Source organism: Paenibacillus lactis (assembly GCF_017873605.1).
Lineage (GTDB): Bacteria > Bacillota > Bacilli > Paenibacillales > Paenibacillaceae > Paenibacillus_AQ > Paenibacillus_AQ lactis.
Window position 1 is genome coordinate 62670 of the sequence record NZ_JAGGKI010000010.1, and the last position, 18817, is coordinate 81486.

The following is an 18817-nucleotide window of genomic DNA, read 5'->3' on the forward strand; positions in this document are numbered from 1 at the left end:
ATGGTTCATTTTATTTATTATTTCGTTGTAATGTGCACCATTTTCTCGCTGCTGTCCCACTTGACGTCAGCGCCGAGAGCCGTAGCGACAAATCGAAGCGGTACCATCGTAGTGCCCTTTACCATGCGCGGTGCGGAATCAAGCGTAACGTTCTTTCCGTTCACCACGGCCTGCTTTGATCCCATCTTCAGCTTGATTTGGGAGGAGCCTTTGACGGAGGTTATGGTCTGCGTCTTCTGATCCCATTTCACGGAAGCGTCAAGCGATTCGAAAATCGCGCGCATCGGCACCAGCACGCTGCCGCCGGACATAACAGGTGCCTGTGCATAAGATTGCAGCTGTCCGTTCAGCTTGATGCGGATCGGCATTTGGCCGATTTCTCTTCCGGATTGATCGTAGTATTTCAGCTTCACGCTCTTCACACGGGAATCATAGTCGATCCGCAGCGTTGTGGTCTCATGAGCCGACAAGAACGTAGAGTTGGACTCCGATCCCAAGGAGCGTCCTTTCGCATCGTACGCCGTCGATTTGACGGTAATGCGCTGGGACGTATCCCCGTTCTCGATCCCGATTGTAACGACAAGCTTGTTGTTAACGGTCATCCGGCCTTCGGCGATAATTTTCGGCGTTTGGCTGCTTCCGGTCAGGAACACCTTGATATTGCTGGCCGCTTTGCCTGCTTCCAGCTCAGCCGCAAAATTCGCGATTTCGCTGCCGCTCAGGTAACCTGTGGTCGTGTTCACTTCCAGCACCTTGCCGCTGCCATTGCTGCCGACGACGATTACGCCAACCCGTCCGCCTTCTTTACGGTTTTGGATCGAGCCGGTTACGATCAGCTTCCCGTTCTCGAGACGGCTTCCGGTTTGAAGCAGCTTCACAGCGTCCTCTACCGGATCAATCGCGGAAACTTTAACCGTTTTAATCAATTTGGCTGCTTTCAACTCGACTTCGAAGGTAGAAACCTCGCTGCCGGTGAAGTAGCCGTCTGCCGACGTAACCTCAACCGCTTTACCGGAAGCGTCGTATCCAACAGCCAACATGCCCACATTGCGGCCCTCGGTTCCATTCTGAACGACGCCGGTTACCTTGACCACTCCGTTATCCGTCCTCGATCCGGATGCCAGCAGCTTGGCTTCACTGCCTGCCGGACCGGCTGGAAGCACTTCTACCCGCTTGATGCTGCTCCCGCCGTCTAGATCCACTTCATATGTATTGATTTCATCGCTCATGAAATATTCCGAGTTGCCGGCTACTTCCAGCGCATTGCCGTTCTCGTCATAACCTACGACATAAAAGCCGCCCTCTTTGCCGGAACCGCCATTGCGAACATCGGCAGTAACGCGCATTTTGCCATTAATAAGCTCATGGGATGATTCAAGTATGCTAATTCCTTCAGTGCCTTCTGCCTTCACAGCTCCCTGAACGGGTCCGAAGATGAGCGAAAAAGCGAGCAGTCCCGCGCCCAGCAGCTTCGTCAAATTTCTGTTTGTTTTGCGCAAATCCAATCTCCCCTTGTCAAATATGCTAGAATCATGCTTACACTAATCTAACATTATAGGCAAGATTCCCCTGTTATCAAATAGAGGATAAGTCCTATTTCTTAATTTTGCGTAATCCACAGCCGTCATTGGTCCCTATTCCCCAGAGCGATGGGCTCCTCCACCAGCATCCTATATTCAGACGGCCTTTCGCTTGCAGAACTGCGTAATGAAACGCAAAGGCATCCGAGAAAGGTTGTGCTTACGGCGGCAGCTTCCCCTTTACATGGGCCATGTGACATGAAAAAGCCTGGTCCAAACGGACCAGGCTTTTTTACAGGGTTTTGACACAAGCGCTTTATTGTTTTATGTGACTTGCCTAAAAATAAAGCGGACCTTCGCTCAGCCGTTGATTCAGCTGTTCGTACAGCTGTCCGGTGGAGAGCAGCTGCTGCTTGAAGGCATCCCGGTCTTCTTCTGCTGTAGACGCCGCGCTGTTCTCGAACGCCACATCCGTCGCATCCACAAAAGCATCATGCATGCTGTTATCATACCAGTCCACCTCCAAGCTGGCATTGCTGCGTACGATTTTTACCAGATCATAGCCTCCCAAAGGAGACGATGGGGTCAAATAGGCCAGCAAAGCGCTTTCTCCCTCCTCTTGCGGATAAACCTCAACCTCGGCGCAAGGCGCTCCGTTCACTTCCGTAATTCGCCGTATTTTAGCATCTCTAATTGCATACATGGTTCCATTCTCCTTACCCGGATGCGCAGCTTCCATGCTCAGCATCCTTCATATTTTTCAAGTCAGCTCGGATAGCAGCCGCAGCTCCTCCATCTGTTGACGCGTTTCTGGCGTGCCCAGACGGTAGATGGTCCGGTATACTCTGTCCAGCGAGGTCTGAAATAAAGTATTTGTGCTTTGCTCCGGAGTATCCGGCCAAGGGAAGACATATCCCGGAAACGCCTCCTCTTCTTTCTCCTGCAGCATGTCCAGCTCAATCCGGACCTGATCCGCCTCTTCGGGCGTGGCCTCGATCTCCCATTCGTACGGACTCGCCCCTTGTTCGGTTAGAACCGAGCGGCTTTGCACGGACACATAGTAGGTTGACTTGTCCATGGACGCTTCTCTCCTTCGCTTTGAATTCGCCGTCGTTCCTTAGTTTTCGTAAAAGGACAGACATTTTATGCCCTGCTTCGGCATATATCTGGTATCACTTTGGCGACTAAGGGAGTAAAAAGATGGGACAGCGTACGACAAAGACAAAGAGAGGATGAACCGTCATGTGCGGAATAACCGGTTTTATACAATGGAACGGCGATTTGACGCAGGATTCGCAGCTGCTGGTAAAAATGACAGAGAGTTTGGCTCACCGCGGACCTGACGGATCCGGCACCTGGATTTCAAACCCGTGCGCATTCGGTCACCGCAGACTCAGCGTGATCGACCCCGAAAATGGAGCACAGCCGATGATCATTCATCAGGAAGATGAAGTCTACGCTATTGTATACAATGGGGAATTATATAATGCAGTCGAGCTTCGAGAGGATCTCATACGACGCGGACACCGTTTCAGCACCAAATGCGATACCGAGGTTCTCCTGGTCTCCTATATCGAATGGGGCCCCGACTGCCTGGAGCGCCTTAACGGTATTTTTGCGTTTGCCATTTGGGACAGCGCGCGTGAACAGGTATTTCTGGCGCGTGACCGGGTCGGGGTTAAACCTTTGTTCTACAGTTATATCGATGGAACGCTAATCTTCGGCTCCGAGCCGAAGGCACTGCTGCAGCACCCCAAGGTCGAGCCGGTGGTCGGGGCGGAAGGGCTTGCCGAAGTGTTCATTATCGGCCCTGCAAGAACGCCTGGGCATGGCGTTTACAAGGATATTTCCGAGCTTCGTCCTGGCATGGCCATGATCTTTAGCCGGGAAGGGCTGCGAAAGTATACGTACTGGAAGCTGGAAAGCAAGCCCCATGAGGATGATGTCCTACGCACGGCAAGCTACCTGCAGGGCCTTCTCCGCGATACGGTAGAACGCCAGCTCGTATCGGATGTTCCGGTCTGCTCGCTGCTCTCCGGAGGGCTGGATTCCAGCGCGCTCTCGTCGCTGGCCGTAGACTATTACCGGCGAACAGGCCAAGGACAAGTGCATACCTACTCCGTCGATTATGTCGACAACAGCAAGCATTTCCAGTCCCACTCCTTCCAGCCTGGCGCCGATGGACCGTGGATCAAGCGCATGCATGAGGAGCTCGGGACCCATCATCATTGGGTCGAGTTTGACACGCCCGAGCTGGTCGAGGCGCTGGATGATTCAACAAGGACGCGTGATCTGCCGGGAATGGCGGATGTCGATGCTTCCTTATTCCTCTTCTGCCGCGAGATCAAAAAAGGCGCAACGGTCGCCATATCCGGCGAGGCTGCCGATGAAATATTCGGCGGCTATCCATGGTTTCACCGGGAAGAAATGCTCAATTCCGGCACCTTTCCTTGGTCGGTTGCACCGGATATGCGGGCAAGTCTCTTGTCTCCCGAAATCCGGGAATGGATCCGGCCGCTGGAATACCTCGGGGATCGTTATTCGGATGCGGTGGCCGAGGTTCCGAAGCTGGACGGCGAAACCGGGGAGCAGGCGAAGATGCGGGTCATGTCATACCTTAATATCACCCGCTTCATGCCAACGCTGCTGGATCGGAAGGACCGGATGAGCATGGGCGTTGGATTGGAAGTCCGGGTTCCTTATACGGACCACCGGCTGATTGAATATGTATGGAATATTCCGTGGAGCATCAAGTCGACCGGAAACCGGGAAAAGGGCATTCTCCGAAAAGCGCTCGAAGGCGTTCTTCCAGACGATGTGCTCTATCGGAAAAAAAGTCCGTATCCAAAAACCCATAACCCGAACTATCTCGCGGCGGTCAAGGCTCAGGTGCTCCGCATTTTGGACGACGCCTCCTCACCGCTGCTGCCGCTTATCGACAAGACGCGGATCCGCGAGCTGGCATCCTCACCGGATGCTTCGTCCAACCTTCCTTGGTTCGGGCAGCTGATGTCCGGCCCGCAATTGTTTGCATACCTGGCACAGGTACATTTCTGGCTTAAGGAGTACAATGTCTCGATACGCTGACGATTGCCTTTCAGCATAAAAAAAAGGAACCATGCCCGTCTCGCCAGGGCATGGTTTCCTTACGTTCCCTACATTTCCGATTTCAGCTGGGCCACAAGCTTCGACAGCGCTTCGCCGCGATGGCTGATAGCCTGCTTCTCTTCCATGGTCAATTCCGCCATCGTCTTCTCATGGCTCGGCAGGTAGAAGAGCGGATCATAGCCGAAGCCGCCCCCACCGGCCGGCTCGGATGTAATCCAGCCGTCCACCGTTCCCTCAGCCGTAAGCTTACGTCCCGACTGCGGATCATACAATACCAGAACGCAGACGAACCGGGCCGGACTGAGCAGCGGCTGCTCCGTGTCCTCACCGAGCTTCAGCTTCTCCAGCTCGGCAAGAAGCTTCGCGTTGTTATCCTCGTCGGCGCCGTGCGTTCCGGCGTACCTGGCAGAGTACACGCCGGGCGCTCCCCCGAGCGCATCGACGCACAAACCGGAATCGTCCGCAAGCACGGGCAGCCCCAGCGCTTCGGCGACCTCTTTGGCTTTCTTGAAGGCATTCTCTTCAAACGTTGCTCCGTCCTCGACGACATCCGGCAGGTCGGGAAAGTCATACATGCTTTTTACTTCCGTGCCGAAAGCTGCGAATGCATGGGCGAATTCCTTCACTTTCCCCGCATTGCGCGTCGCTACGATAAGTGTATCTCCTAGTACGAATGCCATCGCCTTACACTCCGCTTCCCGCGTTCACCGATCCAATCTTTGCCGCGATCGGTCCAAGCGCTTCCTGTTGTCTAGCGATCAGCTCGTTGATTCCTTTTTGCCCAAGCTCCAAAATTTGGTCCAGCTCCTGTCGGGAGAACGGGCTCTCTTCCCCGGTTCCCTGAACCTCGACGAATGTTCCGCTGCCCGTCATAACCAGGTTCATATCCACCTTCGCCTTGGAGTCTTCCTCATAGTTCAGGTCAAGCAGCGCCTGTCCGCCCGCAATGCCGACGCTGACGGATGCCAGGTAATCGGTAATCGGGAATACCGCAAGCTTATGCTGCTCGGCAATTTTATTGACCGCGATGGCCAGCGCAACGAATGCACCCGTGATGGAAGTCGTCCGCGTTCCGCCGTCCGCCTGGATAACATCGCAATCCAGGGTAATCGTCCGCTCGCCAAGCGCATTCAGATTTACAACGGACCGGAGCGCACGGCCGATCAGCCGCTGAATTTCCATCGTCCGTCCGCTCAGCTTGCCGCGGTTCGCTTCCCGCTGATTGCGGGACTGCGTTGCGCGCGGCAGCATCGAATATTCGGCCGTAACCCAGCCTTTTCCCTGTCCCTTCAGGAACGGGGGAACCTTCTCGTCCACGGTAGCGGTAATCAATACCTTGGTGTCCCCCATCTCGATGTACACAGAGCCTTCCGCATATTTATTCACATGGGTTGATAAATTCATCGGGCGAAGCTCATCGCTCTTACGTCCGTTAGATCTCATTTGTTTGCCTCCTACTTCATATCGCAATCCTGATCAGCATCCCCTATTCTACCAAAGTGTTGGCATAAAAGCACCTTTTTGGACGAGAGACAGTCCCCGTATCGTCAGCAAATGCCCGGCTCTTAAATCGATATTTCGTTAATGAATTCCGGCGCGCTTACAGGCTCGCTGTAGTTGCGGCTGTCTTCCCCGATGACCTCGGCCAGATCATTCATATGGATTTTGACCTTCGCGTCGTTCGCGTTTTCGGATACCGTCAATACGACGGCTTGAAGCAGCTCAACCGGAACCGCATCCCCTTCGACAAACATGCCGTCTTCAAGGGATACGGTCACCGAACCGTCCTCCCCTTTCTCGATAGCTTTTACCTTCGTATTGTCCGGAATGACCTCCGCCAGGCCGTCACCGTACTGCGGGCCGCGGATCAGCTCGTTCAGCGCGGCTGTTACCGCATCTTGACCGCTCGGCACGAGTCTTGTAACCGGGACATAGTACTGGATCCCGGACGGAGTAACCGAGGAGAAATATACGGTAACCGGGGAAGAAGCGGAATACACCGCATCGTCGGCCTTCTGCAGATTGATGCCCATCGAGCGGGAGAGCGGGCGGTCCAGCGGCGTTTTATTCACCGGCATTTCGGTCAAGCGTGTCCCCTCTACCCATACCTGCATCTGTTCAACACCCTCATGCCCTGTCAGCGTCCAGGTCAGCGCCTCCAAAATTTTCCGTTCATCCGAAGGCTTGTATTCGGTAAATGCCTTATTGAATTCCACAACGGCCATTTTGTTCTCCGCATCGACGGTCACATTGTTAATTACCGTTCCGGCCGGCAGTACGCCTTGGAAGCCCTGCGGAATATATCCGGTATAGCGTCCGCCGCTGACGAGTACTTCCAAAGACTCCTTTAGCTCACTCCCGGCCTCCGCCTTCGGTATGCCCAGCGTCACAGGCGCAAGCATTCCCCTGGCATCGGCAAGATATACCGTCGTCTGCATGCCGATCTCACCCTGGGCAGCCGAGGAATTCACATTCTCCAACATTTGCTTCTCCACTTGTGCAGGCGGCGGGTCAATCGCTTCGGACTGTTTGCCCGCAAACGGACCGCAGCCGGACATGATAATCGGAACAGCAAGCAGCCCGGCGGCCGAAAGCCTGCGAAGATTACGTTTACTGGTCATGTATTGTTCCTCCCCTAACATTTTTAGTACAGGTTGTACTCCTATGTATACGAGCCCTTTCCAAAAAAATACCGTCCAGTTTCCCCTTTCTGGACAAAGGGGTTCCTAAAAAGTACAATCGTCTTTAAGCGCGAGATCAAAAAGTCAAAAGACGACTTTTTGAACAACCTCTATAAGCAGCTTTTACCAAACTACGAAAATGAGGTGATATCCATCATGGCTGAAATGGATGCAAACATCCCGTATAGTCTCAACAGCAAAAAGGTAGCGGAAGCAACCCGAAGCCTGCTTAAGGAACGAGGAGTCAAGGTGGAGGAAATCGCCGAGCTGGTGATGATCCTTCAGAAGAAATATTATCCGAATTTGACGATGGAGGAATGCATGCAGAACGTCGACGCGGTTCTAAGCAAGCGCGAGGTCCAGAATGCGGTGCTGACCGGAATCCAGCTGGACAAGCTGGCGGAGGAAGGGAAGCTTATTTCTCCCCTTCAGGAGATGCTGGCCAATGATGAAGGGCTGTATGGCGTAGACGAGGTTCTGGCCTTCTCCATTGTTAACGTGTACGGCAGCATCGGCTTTACGAACTACGGATACATCGACAAGCTGAAGCCCGGCGTCCTTGAACGGCTTAACGACAAAACGGACGGAGACGTCCATACCTTCCTGGACGATATCGTCGGGGCTGTTGCCGCGGCGGCCAGCAGCCGGATCGCCCACCGCAAGCAGGCGGAACGGGAGCTTGAATTGTATGGGACGACCGAAGAACTGCCGAAGGATTAGTGCAATTAAACCTCCTCTGGCGGACGCTACTTTCAACATATGAAGTAAAGCAAGCAGGCCCGCTTCTGAAAGCGAGCCTGCTTGCTGCTTTTAACGCGAAAGACGCTGCAAGAATACAATCTTTACAGAAAAGAACCGTCAAAACGTTCCTCATTTCAAAGAGTTATAGACGAATGGGATAGGTCACAGAAGCTCTGCAACGTCCTCTGCAGCCGGGTTTCTTCTATAATATAGGGTCTCGCACATTCCGAAATAATCGGGCCTTAATTTCGTCCACACCGGTAAATCTATCTAGTCATTCTTCAAACCTCGAACATATCCTATGATGAGAACGATTCAATAGAGCACCTGTTGCTGCCCCCCGTTATCCTGTAACGGGGCTTTTTTTCGTAGGATTATAGATTTATTACTCCGTGCGATCCCGCTCCATTCCGGAAGCCGGACGTCCTATCCCTTCTTCACTGGGAGCACCCGCCATATCTCGGAGGCATACCGGGCAATGGTGCAGTCACTGGAGAAGCGGCCCGAATGTGCGATATTGACAATAGCGCTCTCAGCCCATCTTCTTGGATTGACATAGGCTTTTTCAACAGCTGCCTGTGCCGTGACATAGGCATGAAAATCCTTCAGCACGAAATATTCGTCATTATGATCGAGCAGCGCCTGGAGAATGCGGCCAAATGGCCGGCCGTGACGGCTGAAGGGACTCGGGTAAGCCAGTTGATCCAGCACGCGGGCGATCCGGGCATCCTGTTCATAACAGGCTCTTGCAAAATACCCGCCGGATCGGGACAGCTCAAGCACCTCCTCGGCTCGCAGCCCGAACAGAAACATATGCTCCTCCCCGATCATCCGGTGCATCTCCACATTGGCCCCGTCCAGCGTTCCAATCGTCAACGCCCCGTTCATCATGAACTTCATGTTCCCCGTACCGGAGGCCTCTTTCCCCGCGGTCGATATTTGTTCACTGACATCGGCAGCCGGAATGATCTTCTCGGCAAGGGAAACGGAATAATTTTCGAGAAAGAGCACCCGCAGCTTATCATTCACCTCCGGATCCCGATTGATGACATCGGCCACCGCATGGATCAGCTGGATAATGCTTTTCGCCAAATCGTATCCCGGCGCAGCCTTCGCTCCGAATATAACCGTACGCGGAACACGAGGAACCGTCGGCCGCTCCTTCATCTCATTGTAATCATGAATCACCCTCAAAATGTTTAACAGCTGCCTCTTGTAACCGTGAAGCCGCTTGACATGAACATCGAACAAGGAATCCGGATCCACCCGGACGCCTTGCCTGGCTGCAATAAAGTCCGCGAGCCGCCGTTTATTGTCCTGCTTAATCCGCATGAGCCGTTCCTGGAAGGCGGCATCCCGCTTATAGGCTTCCAGCTCCCGCAGGGCTAAGGGATCGTTGATCCACTCCGTGCCGATCGCGGAGCTGATGAGCCGCGTTAGTCCCGGATTGCTGTGAATCAGCCAGCGCCGATGAGTAATGCCGTTCGTCTTATTGCTGAATCGCTCGGGGTACAGCTCGTAGTGATGCTTCATGACATCCGTCTTCAGCAGCTCGGTATGCAGCCCGGCGACGCCGTTAATATGATAGCTGCCCCAAGCCGCTAAATTTGCCATTCGGATCTGATCCCCTTCGATGATCGCCAGCTCCGATATCCGCTCCATCTGCTGGGGATATCGGGCCAGCAGCATACCGCAGAAGCGCTTGTTCATCTCCTCAATGATCATATAAATGCGGGGCAGCAATTCCCGGACCATCCCCGCCGGCCATTTCTCGAGAGCTTCGCTCATCAGCGTATGGTTCGTGTAAGATACCGTCCGATGGGCCACTTCCCAGGCTTCATCCCAGCCAAGTCCCTTGTCGTCGATGAGAATTCGGATAAGCTCGGGGATCACGAGCGTAGGGTGTGTGTCGTTAATGTGAATGGCGGCATGCTCCGGCAGCTCCCTGTACGGAAGTCCAAGCTTATCAAATGTTCGAAGAATGCTCTGAACGCCTGCACTGGATAGAAAATACTGCTGTTTCAAACGCAGCAGCTTGCCCTCGTAAGATTTATCGTCCGGGTACAGAAACTCCGAAATCGACTCCACCTGACGGGCGTATTCCAGATACCGGTAATACCCGCTTTGATGGCTCAGGCGAATGGCTGCGGAATCGACGGTCGCTTCGGCGCTCCACAGCCGCAATGTATTCACTTGCGACTCGCCGTAACCGATCACCGGCATATCGTACGGCACAGCCAATATTCGTTCATCCTCCACGGTATCAAACACCGTTTTGCCATCACGCTCCGAAATCTCCACACGACCCCAGAAGGAAATCTCCACCGCTTTATCCGCTCGCCGCTCCTCCCACACGTTTCCATCCCGAAGCCAATTATCGGGCAGCTCCACCTGCTCGCCGTCCATAATACGCTGCTCGAACAGCCCGTATCGGTACCGGATGCCGCAGCCGTGTCCCGCATAGCTTAACGAGGCGAGCGAGTCCAGGAAGCATGCGGCCAGCCTTCCGAGCCCCCCGTTGCCGAGACCGGCATCCGGCTCCTGTTCCTCAAGCTCCTCAAGCTCCCAGCCGAGCTCCTTCAGCCCGCTGCGGACGATGTCCAGCAGTCCGAGATTGAGCAGATTGGCGCCCAGCAGACGGCCGATCAGAAACTCCATCGAAAAATAATACACCTGCTTCTGCTTCGTATCCCGGTACGTCCGGTTTGAAGCTGCCCACTGGCTTCCGACGAATTCGCGAATCATGCCGCCGAGAATTTTGTAGGCATCCTCGGCTGTAGCCTCTTCAAGCCCTTTTCCCAAACGGCTTACCAATAGCTCTGTAAAGACCTGTTTGAACGCTTCCTTGTTGTTAAACAAATGAAATCCTCCTGACGGATTCGTAATCAATACAATGCGGAAGGCTTATGCAATTGCGGCGACCGTACCTATATATATGCGTGTATACGCGGAGTAAGCCTAACTCTGACTGATAACCCCCGCGAGCAAGGGAATTTTCAGAGCAATGGAATATTTGCCGCCAGAACATGAATAACCGCCCTGTCTACGACAGCTTGAGCAACAGTCGTAAACGGGCGGTCTTGGCAAACGGACACGTTAATCGCTCTGGATCAGGGGCGCTTCCGCACAGCGAAATAGCTTGTGCCATCCCCTGCATCCAGCTGCTCCACGTGGCCGCGGGATACGAGCTCGGCAAGATGGGCAAGCGCTTCGCACATGGCGAAGCGCAGCTGATGGATGCCGAGCTTATCGCCGAAGAGGGCGGTGCATACCTCGAAGGCGGTGAGTCGCCCGGCAGCGCCAAGCATGCCGGCGATGTCACTCAGCCGCTCCTCATGGTGGAGGAGGAGCGCATCAATCCGTTCACGGAAATGCGTGAACGGGTGACGGTGTCCGGGATACGCCGTCCGGACATGCAGTTCCCGCAGGCGGCGCAGCCCTGCAAGGAACGAGGCCAGCGGCTGAGGATCGCTTCCCGGCAGCAGGCTCACGTTGGGCGATATTTGCGGGAGCACGGCATCGCCGCATAACAGGGCCCCGCTGTCTTCGTGGAAGAATGAGAGGTGGCCCGGCGCATGACCGGCCGTCTCGATCGGCAGCCATAAGCGGCCTCCCATGCGCAGCGGCACCCCTTCATGAAGAAAAGACACCTTCGGCTGGGGGGTCACCTGGGGAAAGAAGCTGTTCAAATGCCCCGGCAGCTCCGCAAGCCTCGCCTCCGGCATGCCGTGACGGCGGAAATACGCAGGGAGCACCCGATCCATGCTCGAGTTCGTCCCCCACATCAGCCCGGCCTCCTCATGGGCCCGCTGCGACATCCACACGTCAGCCCCGGACCGTTCTTGGAACCAGCCGGCCAATCCGTAATGGTCGGGGTGATGATGGGTCAGCACCACGCTAGCGACGTCCCCGAAGCCGATACTCAGACTGGAGAGGGCGTTCAGCCACTCCTGCTCCGAGACAGCCGTGCGCGGGCCCGGGTCCAGTATGGTAATGCCTTCTTCCCCCCGCAGCACGTAACTGTTCACCCAGCGGAGCGGATTGGCCAGCGTGATTTTGACCTGGACCAGCTCATGCTCATCCAACCAGGAAATGTCCGGATGGTCTCCCTTGTGATTGTTATTCATACAGATAAAAAACCTCCATCGGTCTGTCGCTTCGATTCTTATCCCTACCATCATAAGCCCGCTTCCAACATGGACACAAGTCTGGGCTACCAACGCATGAACCCAAGCAATTTAAAGGTGCTCTTCCCTTGATCGTCTCAGCGCGCTGAAGGATACGGGCCGATGTGCAGCCCCGCAGTTTAAATCATCTGATGTACATCTATTTGCTGTCAGGGTTTGGAGATTAGCTTTACCTGCTGGAGGCAGCAGCCTCCCTTGCCCGGCGAACGGCCTCATCCGCCTTCAATGGAAGCTTGATCCCGTCCTCGCCCATCCACTCCACCTCGCCGGAGGCGGCCCCGCGGCCGATGATCAGCCGCAGCGGCGCGCCTGCCAGATCGGCATCCTTGAACTTGACGCCGGCCCGCTCATCGCGGTCATCCAGCAGCGGTTCAAGACCGGCGCTTGCAAGCTCATGGTACAGCTGCTCGGCGAGACGCATCTGGGCTTCATCCTTGACCGCTATCGGGATAATGTGCACCTTAAACGGAGCGATCGCCATCGGCCAGACGAGCCGTCCGCCTGAAATGCTCTGCTCGGCGACCGCTGCCATGACTCGGGACACGCCGATTCCGTAGCAGCCCATAATCAGCGGCTTCTGCCGTCCGTCCGCGTCAAGGAACCCCGCGTTCATGGATTCGCTGTATTTGGTGCCAAGCATGAAGACATGCCCGAGCTCGATGCCGCGATGAAACTGCAGCCGTCCGCGGCAGCGGGGACATGCATCCCCCTCGGCCGCATTGCGGAAGTCACCGGTATGCGTGAGCGAAAAATCCCGGCCGGGACGGACGCCCGTAAGATGGGCGTCCGACTGATTGGCACCTGTGACTCCCCCGGATAATGCGGCAACTTCACGGTCGACCAACAGCTTCATCGATAGCCCGACAGGGCCGGCATATCCGATCGGAGCACCCGTAGCCTCCGCCACCTCTTCCTCGGCTGCCAGCTCCACGCTCTCGGCCTTTAGATAGCCCTTTACCTTTAGCTCGTTCACTTCCCTATCGCCTCGGACGAGCACCCCGACCAGTTCATCGTCGGCACGGTAAATCAACGTCTTGATCACCTGGTCGGGGTTGATCTCCATAAATGCGGTGAGCTCCCCGATCGTCCGAACGTTCGGCGTTCGAACCAGCACCGGTTTCAAAGCGTTCCGGTCCTCAATCTCCGCGTCAGGGGCAATCTCGGGATACGCCGTCTCGGCCCGCTCCAGATTGGCGGCATAGCTGCAATCGCTGCAGGAGACGATGGTATCCTCCCCGATATCGGCAAGCGCCATAAATTCATGGGTCTCCCCTTGTCCGCCCATCGCCCCCGTATCGGCTTCAACCGCCCGGAACGTCAGGCCGCAGCGCTGAAAGATACGCTCATACGTTTCATACATGATCCGGTACGATCGATCGAGGCCTTCCCAGTCCTTGTCGAAGGAATATGCGTCCTTCATCAAGAATTCCCGTCCCCGAAGCAGGCCGAATCGCGGCCGCCGCTCGTCACGGTATTTCGTCTGAATCTGGTATAAATTCACCGGAAGCGAGCGGTACGAAGCGATTTCCTGGCGCACGATCGAGGTGATGACCTCCTCATGCGTCGGTCCGAGTACAAACTCGCGTTCATGGCGATCATGCAGCCGGATCAGCTCAGGCCCGTACACACCGTATCTTCCCGATTCCCGCCACAGCTCGGCCGGCTGCATCGCGGGCATCAGCAGCTCCTGCGCGCCGAAGGCATCCATCTCCTGGCGCACGATCTCTTCAATGTTGCGCAGCACGCGCCGCCCAAGCGGCAGATAGGAATATATCCCTGCCGCGTTTTGACGCATATAACCTCCGCGCAGCATCCATTGGTGGCTCAGCGCCTCCGCCTCGGACGGCACGTCGCGCTTCGTGTTCATGAGCAGTTGGCTTTGCCGCATGTCCATCATCCTCCTTTATTTCGTAGCGTTCGTGAACGAATACCTGATAGGGCCCGACCAACAGCGGCAGCCAGGGCTGAATCGATCGGGCAAATATAAAAAAGCACATTCATCCCAAAGGGACGAATGTGCTCGTGGTACCACCCTAATTCAACCTTCCGAAATAGCCAAAGAGCGGTCTCGGAAAGATCCTTATCCTCGGCTGTAACGGGCCGTGCCGGCACCGGCTTGCTTGCACAAGGCCAGGGCAACTGCAAGGTAGGAAGCACGCAGCCTTGCGAGCGAAGCCTTTCAGCCGTGGGCCTCTTCTCTGTCTCGCCGGATCCTGCGGACTTATGTCCTTGGTCATCGTTATTTTCGCGAACATTTATTTCCCAATACATTACAGCCAAGTCGCCTGTCATGTCAAGCAGGTTAAGCTTTCAGTTCAAGCTTCCTTAATGAGCAAGATGGTCCAGCACCTGGCGCAGAATGCCGATGACATGCTCATCCTCATATGTATAGTAATACGTGTTGCCGTCTCTCCGGTATTTGACCAGCCGCAAGCTTCGAAGATAGCTTAGCTGGTGGGATACCGCAGACTGGCTCATGCCGAGCACCTCGGCGATATGACCCACGGGGCATTCCTCTTGGGACAGCAGATGCAGAATCCGGATCCGCGTCGGATCCGATATCGCTTTAAGCAGCCGGGACGCTTCCATCGCCTGCTCCTCATGTAGAAGCTCATGGTGTTCCTTTTCCATTCCTTATCCCCTCTTTCTGAATCATCATCGCTCGCACAACCTCGCGGGCGTCCCGGCCGACGCCGGCCAGCAGTGATGAGCCGCGGTGCGTTTGCCAAGGCAATCCGACATAATACAATCCCTCGATCGGACTGACGCCGCGCGTATGGACAACCTTCCGGTTTGCATCCAGCGCCCCATCCACCTGCAGCCAGCCGTATGATGTAACGTAGCCTGTCGCCCAAACGATGTTCCGGACCGTCAGCCGGGAGCCATCGGCGAATTGAATGCCGGCAGCCCCGGCATGGACGGCTCTCGTTTTTAACACCACTTTACCGCACTTCACCGCTTGTTTCAATTCATAGCCGAAGATCGGATCTCTTTGACGCCGTAATCGTTGTCCTGCCCAAGAAGATGAATCGGCTCTCAAAATGCCCGCGAGATCCAGCCACCAGAACAGGCTGCGGCCGAAAAGCGACATAGGCAAGTACCGCGGCTGCTCAGCCAGTGCCAGGTAAGTTTCACGGGTATCGGCCAGCTCCGCCGCAATTTGGGCTCCGCTGTTGCCGCCGCCAACGACGAGCACCGGCCCGTCTTGAAGCTGTGAAGGCTCTTGATAGGCAGAGGAGTGGAGCTGCATAATGTCCCTCGGCAGATGTGAAGCAAAATCGGGGATTCTCGGCTGCTGGAACGGGCCCGTCGCCACAATCAGCGCACGTGATTGGAATACTTCACGCTCGGTATGGATCAGGAAGGTCCCTTCCTCCTTCCGGACAGCGACCACTTCGCTCCCGAACCGAATCGGCAGCTCGAACTTCGCGGCGTATTTTTTCAAATAAGCAGCCATCTCTTGTTTGTTCGGGAAGCCGATGGGATCCCCTTCAAGCTTCAACCCGGGGAGAGCGCTGTGGGTTCGCGGGGTGAACAGCTTCAACGACTTGTAACGCGAGCTCCACATTTCTCCCGCCTCCCTCCCCCGGTCCAATATGAGAAAATGCTGCCCTTCCCGCTTCAGCCAATACCCTGCCGCCATTCCAGCCTGTCCTGCCCCTATAACGATCGCATCATAAATCATGTCCGGTTCACCTCATCGATAAAATGGAATCATATTTTGATCGTATGATTATTTATATGAATAATTGTTCATATATAGATATATCATGGATCACCATTCCCCGCAATCCCAATCCACCATTACGAGTCCATCATGACGCCAGGTCCATCGTAATGCCGGGTCTACCATAATACCAGTCCATCGTAATTCCAGTCCATCGTAATTCCAGTCCGTCGTAATGCCAGGTCCACCATGATGCCAATCCATCATGATCCCAATTCTGCATTAGAAACGTCATATAATCTAATCGTCAAGCCGTCCTCTTCCGTGGCAACCGACCAACGATCCAGCAAAAGAGGAAGGGTGACCCGGTAATATCCGAATGGAATCTGAATAGAAAAAATTTCTTCTGCCAGTTGACAATGGAGCGAATCGGTCATACTATAGGCGTAAAGTTGCTTTAAGGAAACAATATATGCTCGGACCAATTTAATAGGGAGAGGTTAAACTTTATGGACGAGACAAATATTTTGCAGCATTTGCATCAGGCGTCTCTCGGGGAACGTTTCCTGATTGAGCGAGTCGATATACAGGGTGAGCTGAAACGCAGGCTTCTGGACCTGGGCTTTGTTCCGGGGGCCGTCATTGAAGTGCTGAAGGCGAGTCCGCTGGGAGATCCCATCTCTTATAGAGTAGCTGGTACGGTCATCGCATTGAGACAAGAGGAGAGTCAGTTAATCTGGGGCAAGGTGATGCCGTCATGAGAACTTATACGATTGCGCTGGCCGGGAATCCGAATACGGGAAAAAGCACGCTGTTCAACGCTCTCACCGGCCTCAAGCAGCATACCGGCAACTGGTCGGGCAAGACGGTAAGCTTGGCCAGCGGCTATTACGAATACAAGAATTCCCGTTTCCGGTTCATCGATCTGCCGGGAACGTATTCCCTGTTCTCCAACTCTGCGGACGAAGAGGTAGCCCGCGATTACATCGTCTTTGAGAAACCGGACGTGACGCTGCTGGTGCTGGACTCGACGGCGCTGGAACGCAGCCTGAATTTGGCGCTTCAAGTGCTTGAAATGACGGACCGGGTGATCGTCTGCCTCAATCTGATGGATGAGGCGAAGAAGAAAGGCATTAAGGTTGATGCAGGCAAGCTTGCGCAAAAACTCGGCGTTCCGGTTATCCCGATATCCGCCAGAAACAATGAAGGCCTGGATACGCTGTCCGAGCAGCTGCTTCTCATGTGCACCGGAAGCATTCGAACGACTCCTTACCGCATGAAATATAACGAACGGCTGGAGGAGGAGATCGCCAAGCTTGAGACGGAGCTGAAGCTGATCGTTGGCGATGAATATCCGGCAAGATGGCTGGCAATCCGTCTTCTTGACGGGGACCGGAAGCTGATCGACACATTGAAACAGAAACTTGCCGCTTCGGATAGAGGGGGAATGATTTATGGAGCAGCTAAAGCGCTTGGAAGCACTAACCGGTAGCATTCCTGCCGACCAGGTGGATGACGTCCGGGAGTCGATCGTCGGGGAATTGTTCAAAAAATCCAGAGAGCTGTGCGCCGAAGCGGTCACCGTCACGGATCGCGAACGATTGTACCGTTCGGAGCGCCTGGACCGGATATTCACCTCCAAGCTGTGGGGGTTCCCGATCATGCTGGCCATGCTCGGCGTTATATTTTACCTGACGATTGCCGGAGCCAATGTCCCCTCCTCCATGCTGTCAAGCTTCTTCGGCTGGATTGAAGGCTATCTGACGGCGGCATTCGAAGCGGTTCACGCTCCGGATTGGCTGCATGGGATATTGATCCTTGGATTGTTCCGCGGCACCGCCTGGGTCATCAGTGTCATGCTGCCGCCGATGGCGATTTTCTTTCCGGTGTTTGCCCTGCTCGAGAACTACGGGTATTTGCCTAGGGTTGCCTTCAATCTCGACCGCCTGTTCAAAAAATCAGGCGCTCACGGCAAGCAATCCCTCACCATGGCTATGGGGTTCGGCTGCAACGCCGCAGCGATTATGTCAACCCGGATTATCGAATCGCCGCGCGAGCGGATGCTGGCCATCCTGACCAATAACTTCGTGCCATGCAACGGACGCTGGCCGACGCTCATTCTGCTGGCTTCCCTGTTTATGGCTGCAGGTTTTTCAGGGGGCGTGCAGACGCTCGTAACCGCATCGGTTGTTATGGGCATGGTTCTCTTGGGGATCGTTGTTACGCTGACGGTGTCGTGGACCTTGTCCAAAACGGCGCTCAAAGGCGTTCCTTCCCACTATACCCTGGAGCTGCCGCCCTACAGGAAGCCGAAAATACTGAATACCATTCTGCGGGCAACGCTCGACAAGACGATCTATGTTCTGCGCCGAGCCGTTATCGTTGCCGCGCCGGCAGGCGTGCTCACCTGGATTCTGGCGAATATTTATATCGGGGATACGAGCATTCTGCTTCACTTCGTCCAATTCCTGGATCCGTTCGCCAAGGCGCTCGGATTGGACGGCTTCATTCTGATGGCGTTTATCATCGGACTGCCCGCGAACGAGATCGTGCTGCCGATCCTCCTAATGGGGTACTTGGCAACCGGGTCGCTGACCGAGGTGGAGAACATGTTTGCTTTGAAGCAGATTTTCGTGGATCAAGGCTGGACCTGGCTGACGGCGCTGAATATGATGCTGTTCTCCCTGCTTCACTATCCGTGCGGCACGACCTTGTTCAATATTTGGAAGGAAACGAAAAGCTTCAAGTGGACCTTCCTGTCCTTTGCCATTCCGACGGCCATTGCGATTCTAGTTACATTTATTGTCGCCCAAGCCGCGCGAGCGCTCGGGTGGGTCTGATACACCAAATCTGTCATGGTCAACGATATCAATGCCGCAGCCCGGTCTCTCATTCTGAGACCGGGCTGCTTAA

At 55.0% G+C, this 18817-nt stretch carries 16 protein-coding genes; 5 read left to right on the top strand and 11 right to left on the bottom strand.

The features are described from left to right. Positions 1-17: 17 nt before the first annotated feature. The 3 genes from J2Z18_RS18490 to J2Z18_RS18500 form a co-directional block, all read right to left on the bottom strand. Positions 18-1499, bottom strand: a complete 1482-nt coding sequence (locus tag J2Z18_RS18490) for a stalk domain-containing protein (protein ID WP_007130759.1) — start codon at positions 1497-1499, stop codon at positions 18-20. Between the two features lie 358 nt (positions 1500-1857). Continuing rightward, positions 1858-2223, bottom strand: a complete 366-nt coding sequence (locus J2Z18_RS18495; protein WP_007130760.1) for a hypothetical protein — start codon at positions 2221-2223, stop codon at positions 1858-1860. A 57-nt stretch (positions 2224-2280) separates the two neighbouring features. After that, complete coding sequence (locus J2Z18_RS18500) at positions 2281-2598, bottom strand: hypothetical protein (protein ID WP_007130761.1); 318 nt, start codon at positions 2596-2598, stop codon at positions 2281-2283. 164 nt (positions 2599-2762) lie between these two features. On the opposite strand from J2Z18_RS18500, the gene asnB reads away from it, so the two are divergent. Continuing rightward, positions 2763-4607 (top strand): asparagine synthase (glutamine-hydrolyzing), encoded by a 1845-nt coding sequence (asnB, locus tag J2Z18_RS18505; protein ID WP_007130762.1) that lies wholly within the window; start codon positions 2763-2765, stop codon positions 4605-4607. A 68-nt stretch (positions 4608-4675) separates the two neighbouring features. On the opposite strand, the gene J2Z18_RS18510 is transcribed toward asnB, so the two are convergent. The 3 genes from J2Z18_RS18510 to J2Z18_RS18520 all read right to left on the bottom strand — a co-directional run bounded on the left by J2Z18_RS18510 (position 4676) and on the right by J2Z18_RS18520 (position 7249). Next, positions 4676-5308 (bottom strand): XTP/dITP diphosphatase, encoded by a 633-nt coding sequence (locus tag J2Z18_RS18510; protein WP_007130763.1) that lies wholly within the window; start codon positions 5306-5308, stop codon positions 4676-4678. A 4-nt stretch (positions 5309-5312) separates the two neighbouring features. Next, positions 5313-6071, bottom strand: a complete 759-nt coding sequence (rph, locus tag J2Z18_RS18515) for a ribonuclease PH (protein ID WP_007130764.1) — start codon at positions 6069-6071, stop codon at positions 5313-5315. A gap of 122 nt (positions 6072-6193) precedes the next feature. After that, positions 6194-7249 (bottom strand): GerMN domain-containing protein, encoded by a 1056-nt coding sequence (locus J2Z18_RS18520; RefSeq protein WP_007130765.1) that lies wholly within the window; start codon positions 7247-7249, stop codon positions 6194-6196. A 216-nt stretch (positions 7250-7465) separates the two neighbouring features. Here J2Z18_RS18520 and J2Z18_RS18525 point away from each other — a divergent pair, with 216 nt between their 5' ends. Beyond that, positions 7466-8029, top strand: coding sequence for a phosphatidylglycerophosphatase A family protein (locus J2Z18_RS18525; RefSeq protein ID WP_007130766.1), 564 nt, complete (start codon positions 7466-7468; stop codon positions 8027-8029). 447 nt (positions 8030-8476) lie between these two features. Here J2Z18_RS18525 and J2Z18_RS18530 read toward each other — a convergent pair whose 3' ends face one another. The 5 genes from J2Z18_RS18530 to J2Z18_RS18550 form a co-directional block, all read right to left on the bottom strand. Continuing rightward, positions 8477-10909 (bottom strand): glycogen/starch/alpha-glucan phosphorylase, encoded by a 2433-nt coding sequence (locus tag J2Z18_RS18530; RefSeq protein WP_210095145.1) that lies wholly within the window; start codon positions 10907-10909, stop codon positions 8477-8479. Positions 10910-11160: 251 nt separating this feature from the next. Continuing rightward, entirely contained in the window at positions 11161-12177 is a 1017-nt protein-coding gene (locus tag J2Z18_RS18535) for an MBL fold metallo-hydrolase (RefSeq protein WP_210095146.1), read from the bottom strand. Positions 12178-12406: 229 nt separating this feature from the next. After that, the gene (locus tag J2Z18_RS18540; protein ID WP_210095147.1) at positions 12407-14125 is read right to left on the bottom strand and encodes a proline--tRNA ligase; all 1719 of its coding nucleotides are present in this window, start codon (positions 14123-14125) and stop codon (positions 12407-12409) included. Between the two features lie 437 nt (positions 14126-14562). Further along, the gene (locus tag J2Z18_RS18545; RefSeq protein ID WP_007130770.1) at positions 14563-14868 is read right to left on the bottom strand and encodes an ArsR/SmtB family transcription factor; all 306 of its coding nucleotides are present in this window, start codon (positions 14866-14868) and stop codon (positions 14563-14565) included. Continuing rightward, complete coding sequence (locus J2Z18_RS18550) at positions 14849-15919, bottom strand: flavin-containing monooxygenase (RefSeq protein WP_040739024.1); 1071 nt, start codon at positions 15917-15919, stop codon at positions 14849-14851. The genes J2Z18_RS18545 and J2Z18_RS18550 overlap by 20 nt, the downstream gene beginning before the upstream one ends. 494 nt (positions 15920-16413) lie before the next feature. Between J2Z18_RS18550 and J2Z18_RS18555 the strand changes: the two genes are divergently transcribed. The 3 genes from J2Z18_RS18555 to J2Z18_RS18565 are packed head-to-tail and all read left to right on the top strand — an operon-like array spanning position 16414 to position 18744. Then, complete coding sequence (locus tag J2Z18_RS18555; protein ID WP_007130772.1) at positions 16414-16665, top strand: FeoA family protein; 252 nt, start codon at positions 16414-16416, stop codon at positions 16663-16665. Further along, positions 16662-17396, top strand: a complete 735-nt coding sequence (locus tag J2Z18_RS18560; RefSeq protein ID WP_210095148.1) for a FeoB small GTPase domain-containing protein — start codon at positions 16662-16664, stop codon at positions 17394-17396. Before J2Z18_RS18555 ends, J2Z18_RS18560 begins: the two co-directional genes overlap by 4 nt. Beyond that, positions 17359-18744, top strand: coding sequence for a nucleoside recognition domain-containing protein (locus tag J2Z18_RS18565; RefSeq protein ID WP_007130774.1), 1386 nt, complete (start codon positions 17359-17361; stop codon positions 18742-18744). The genes J2Z18_RS18560 and J2Z18_RS18565 overlap by 38 nt, the downstream gene beginning before the upstream one ends. Positions 18745-18817 lie beyond the last annotated feature (73 nt).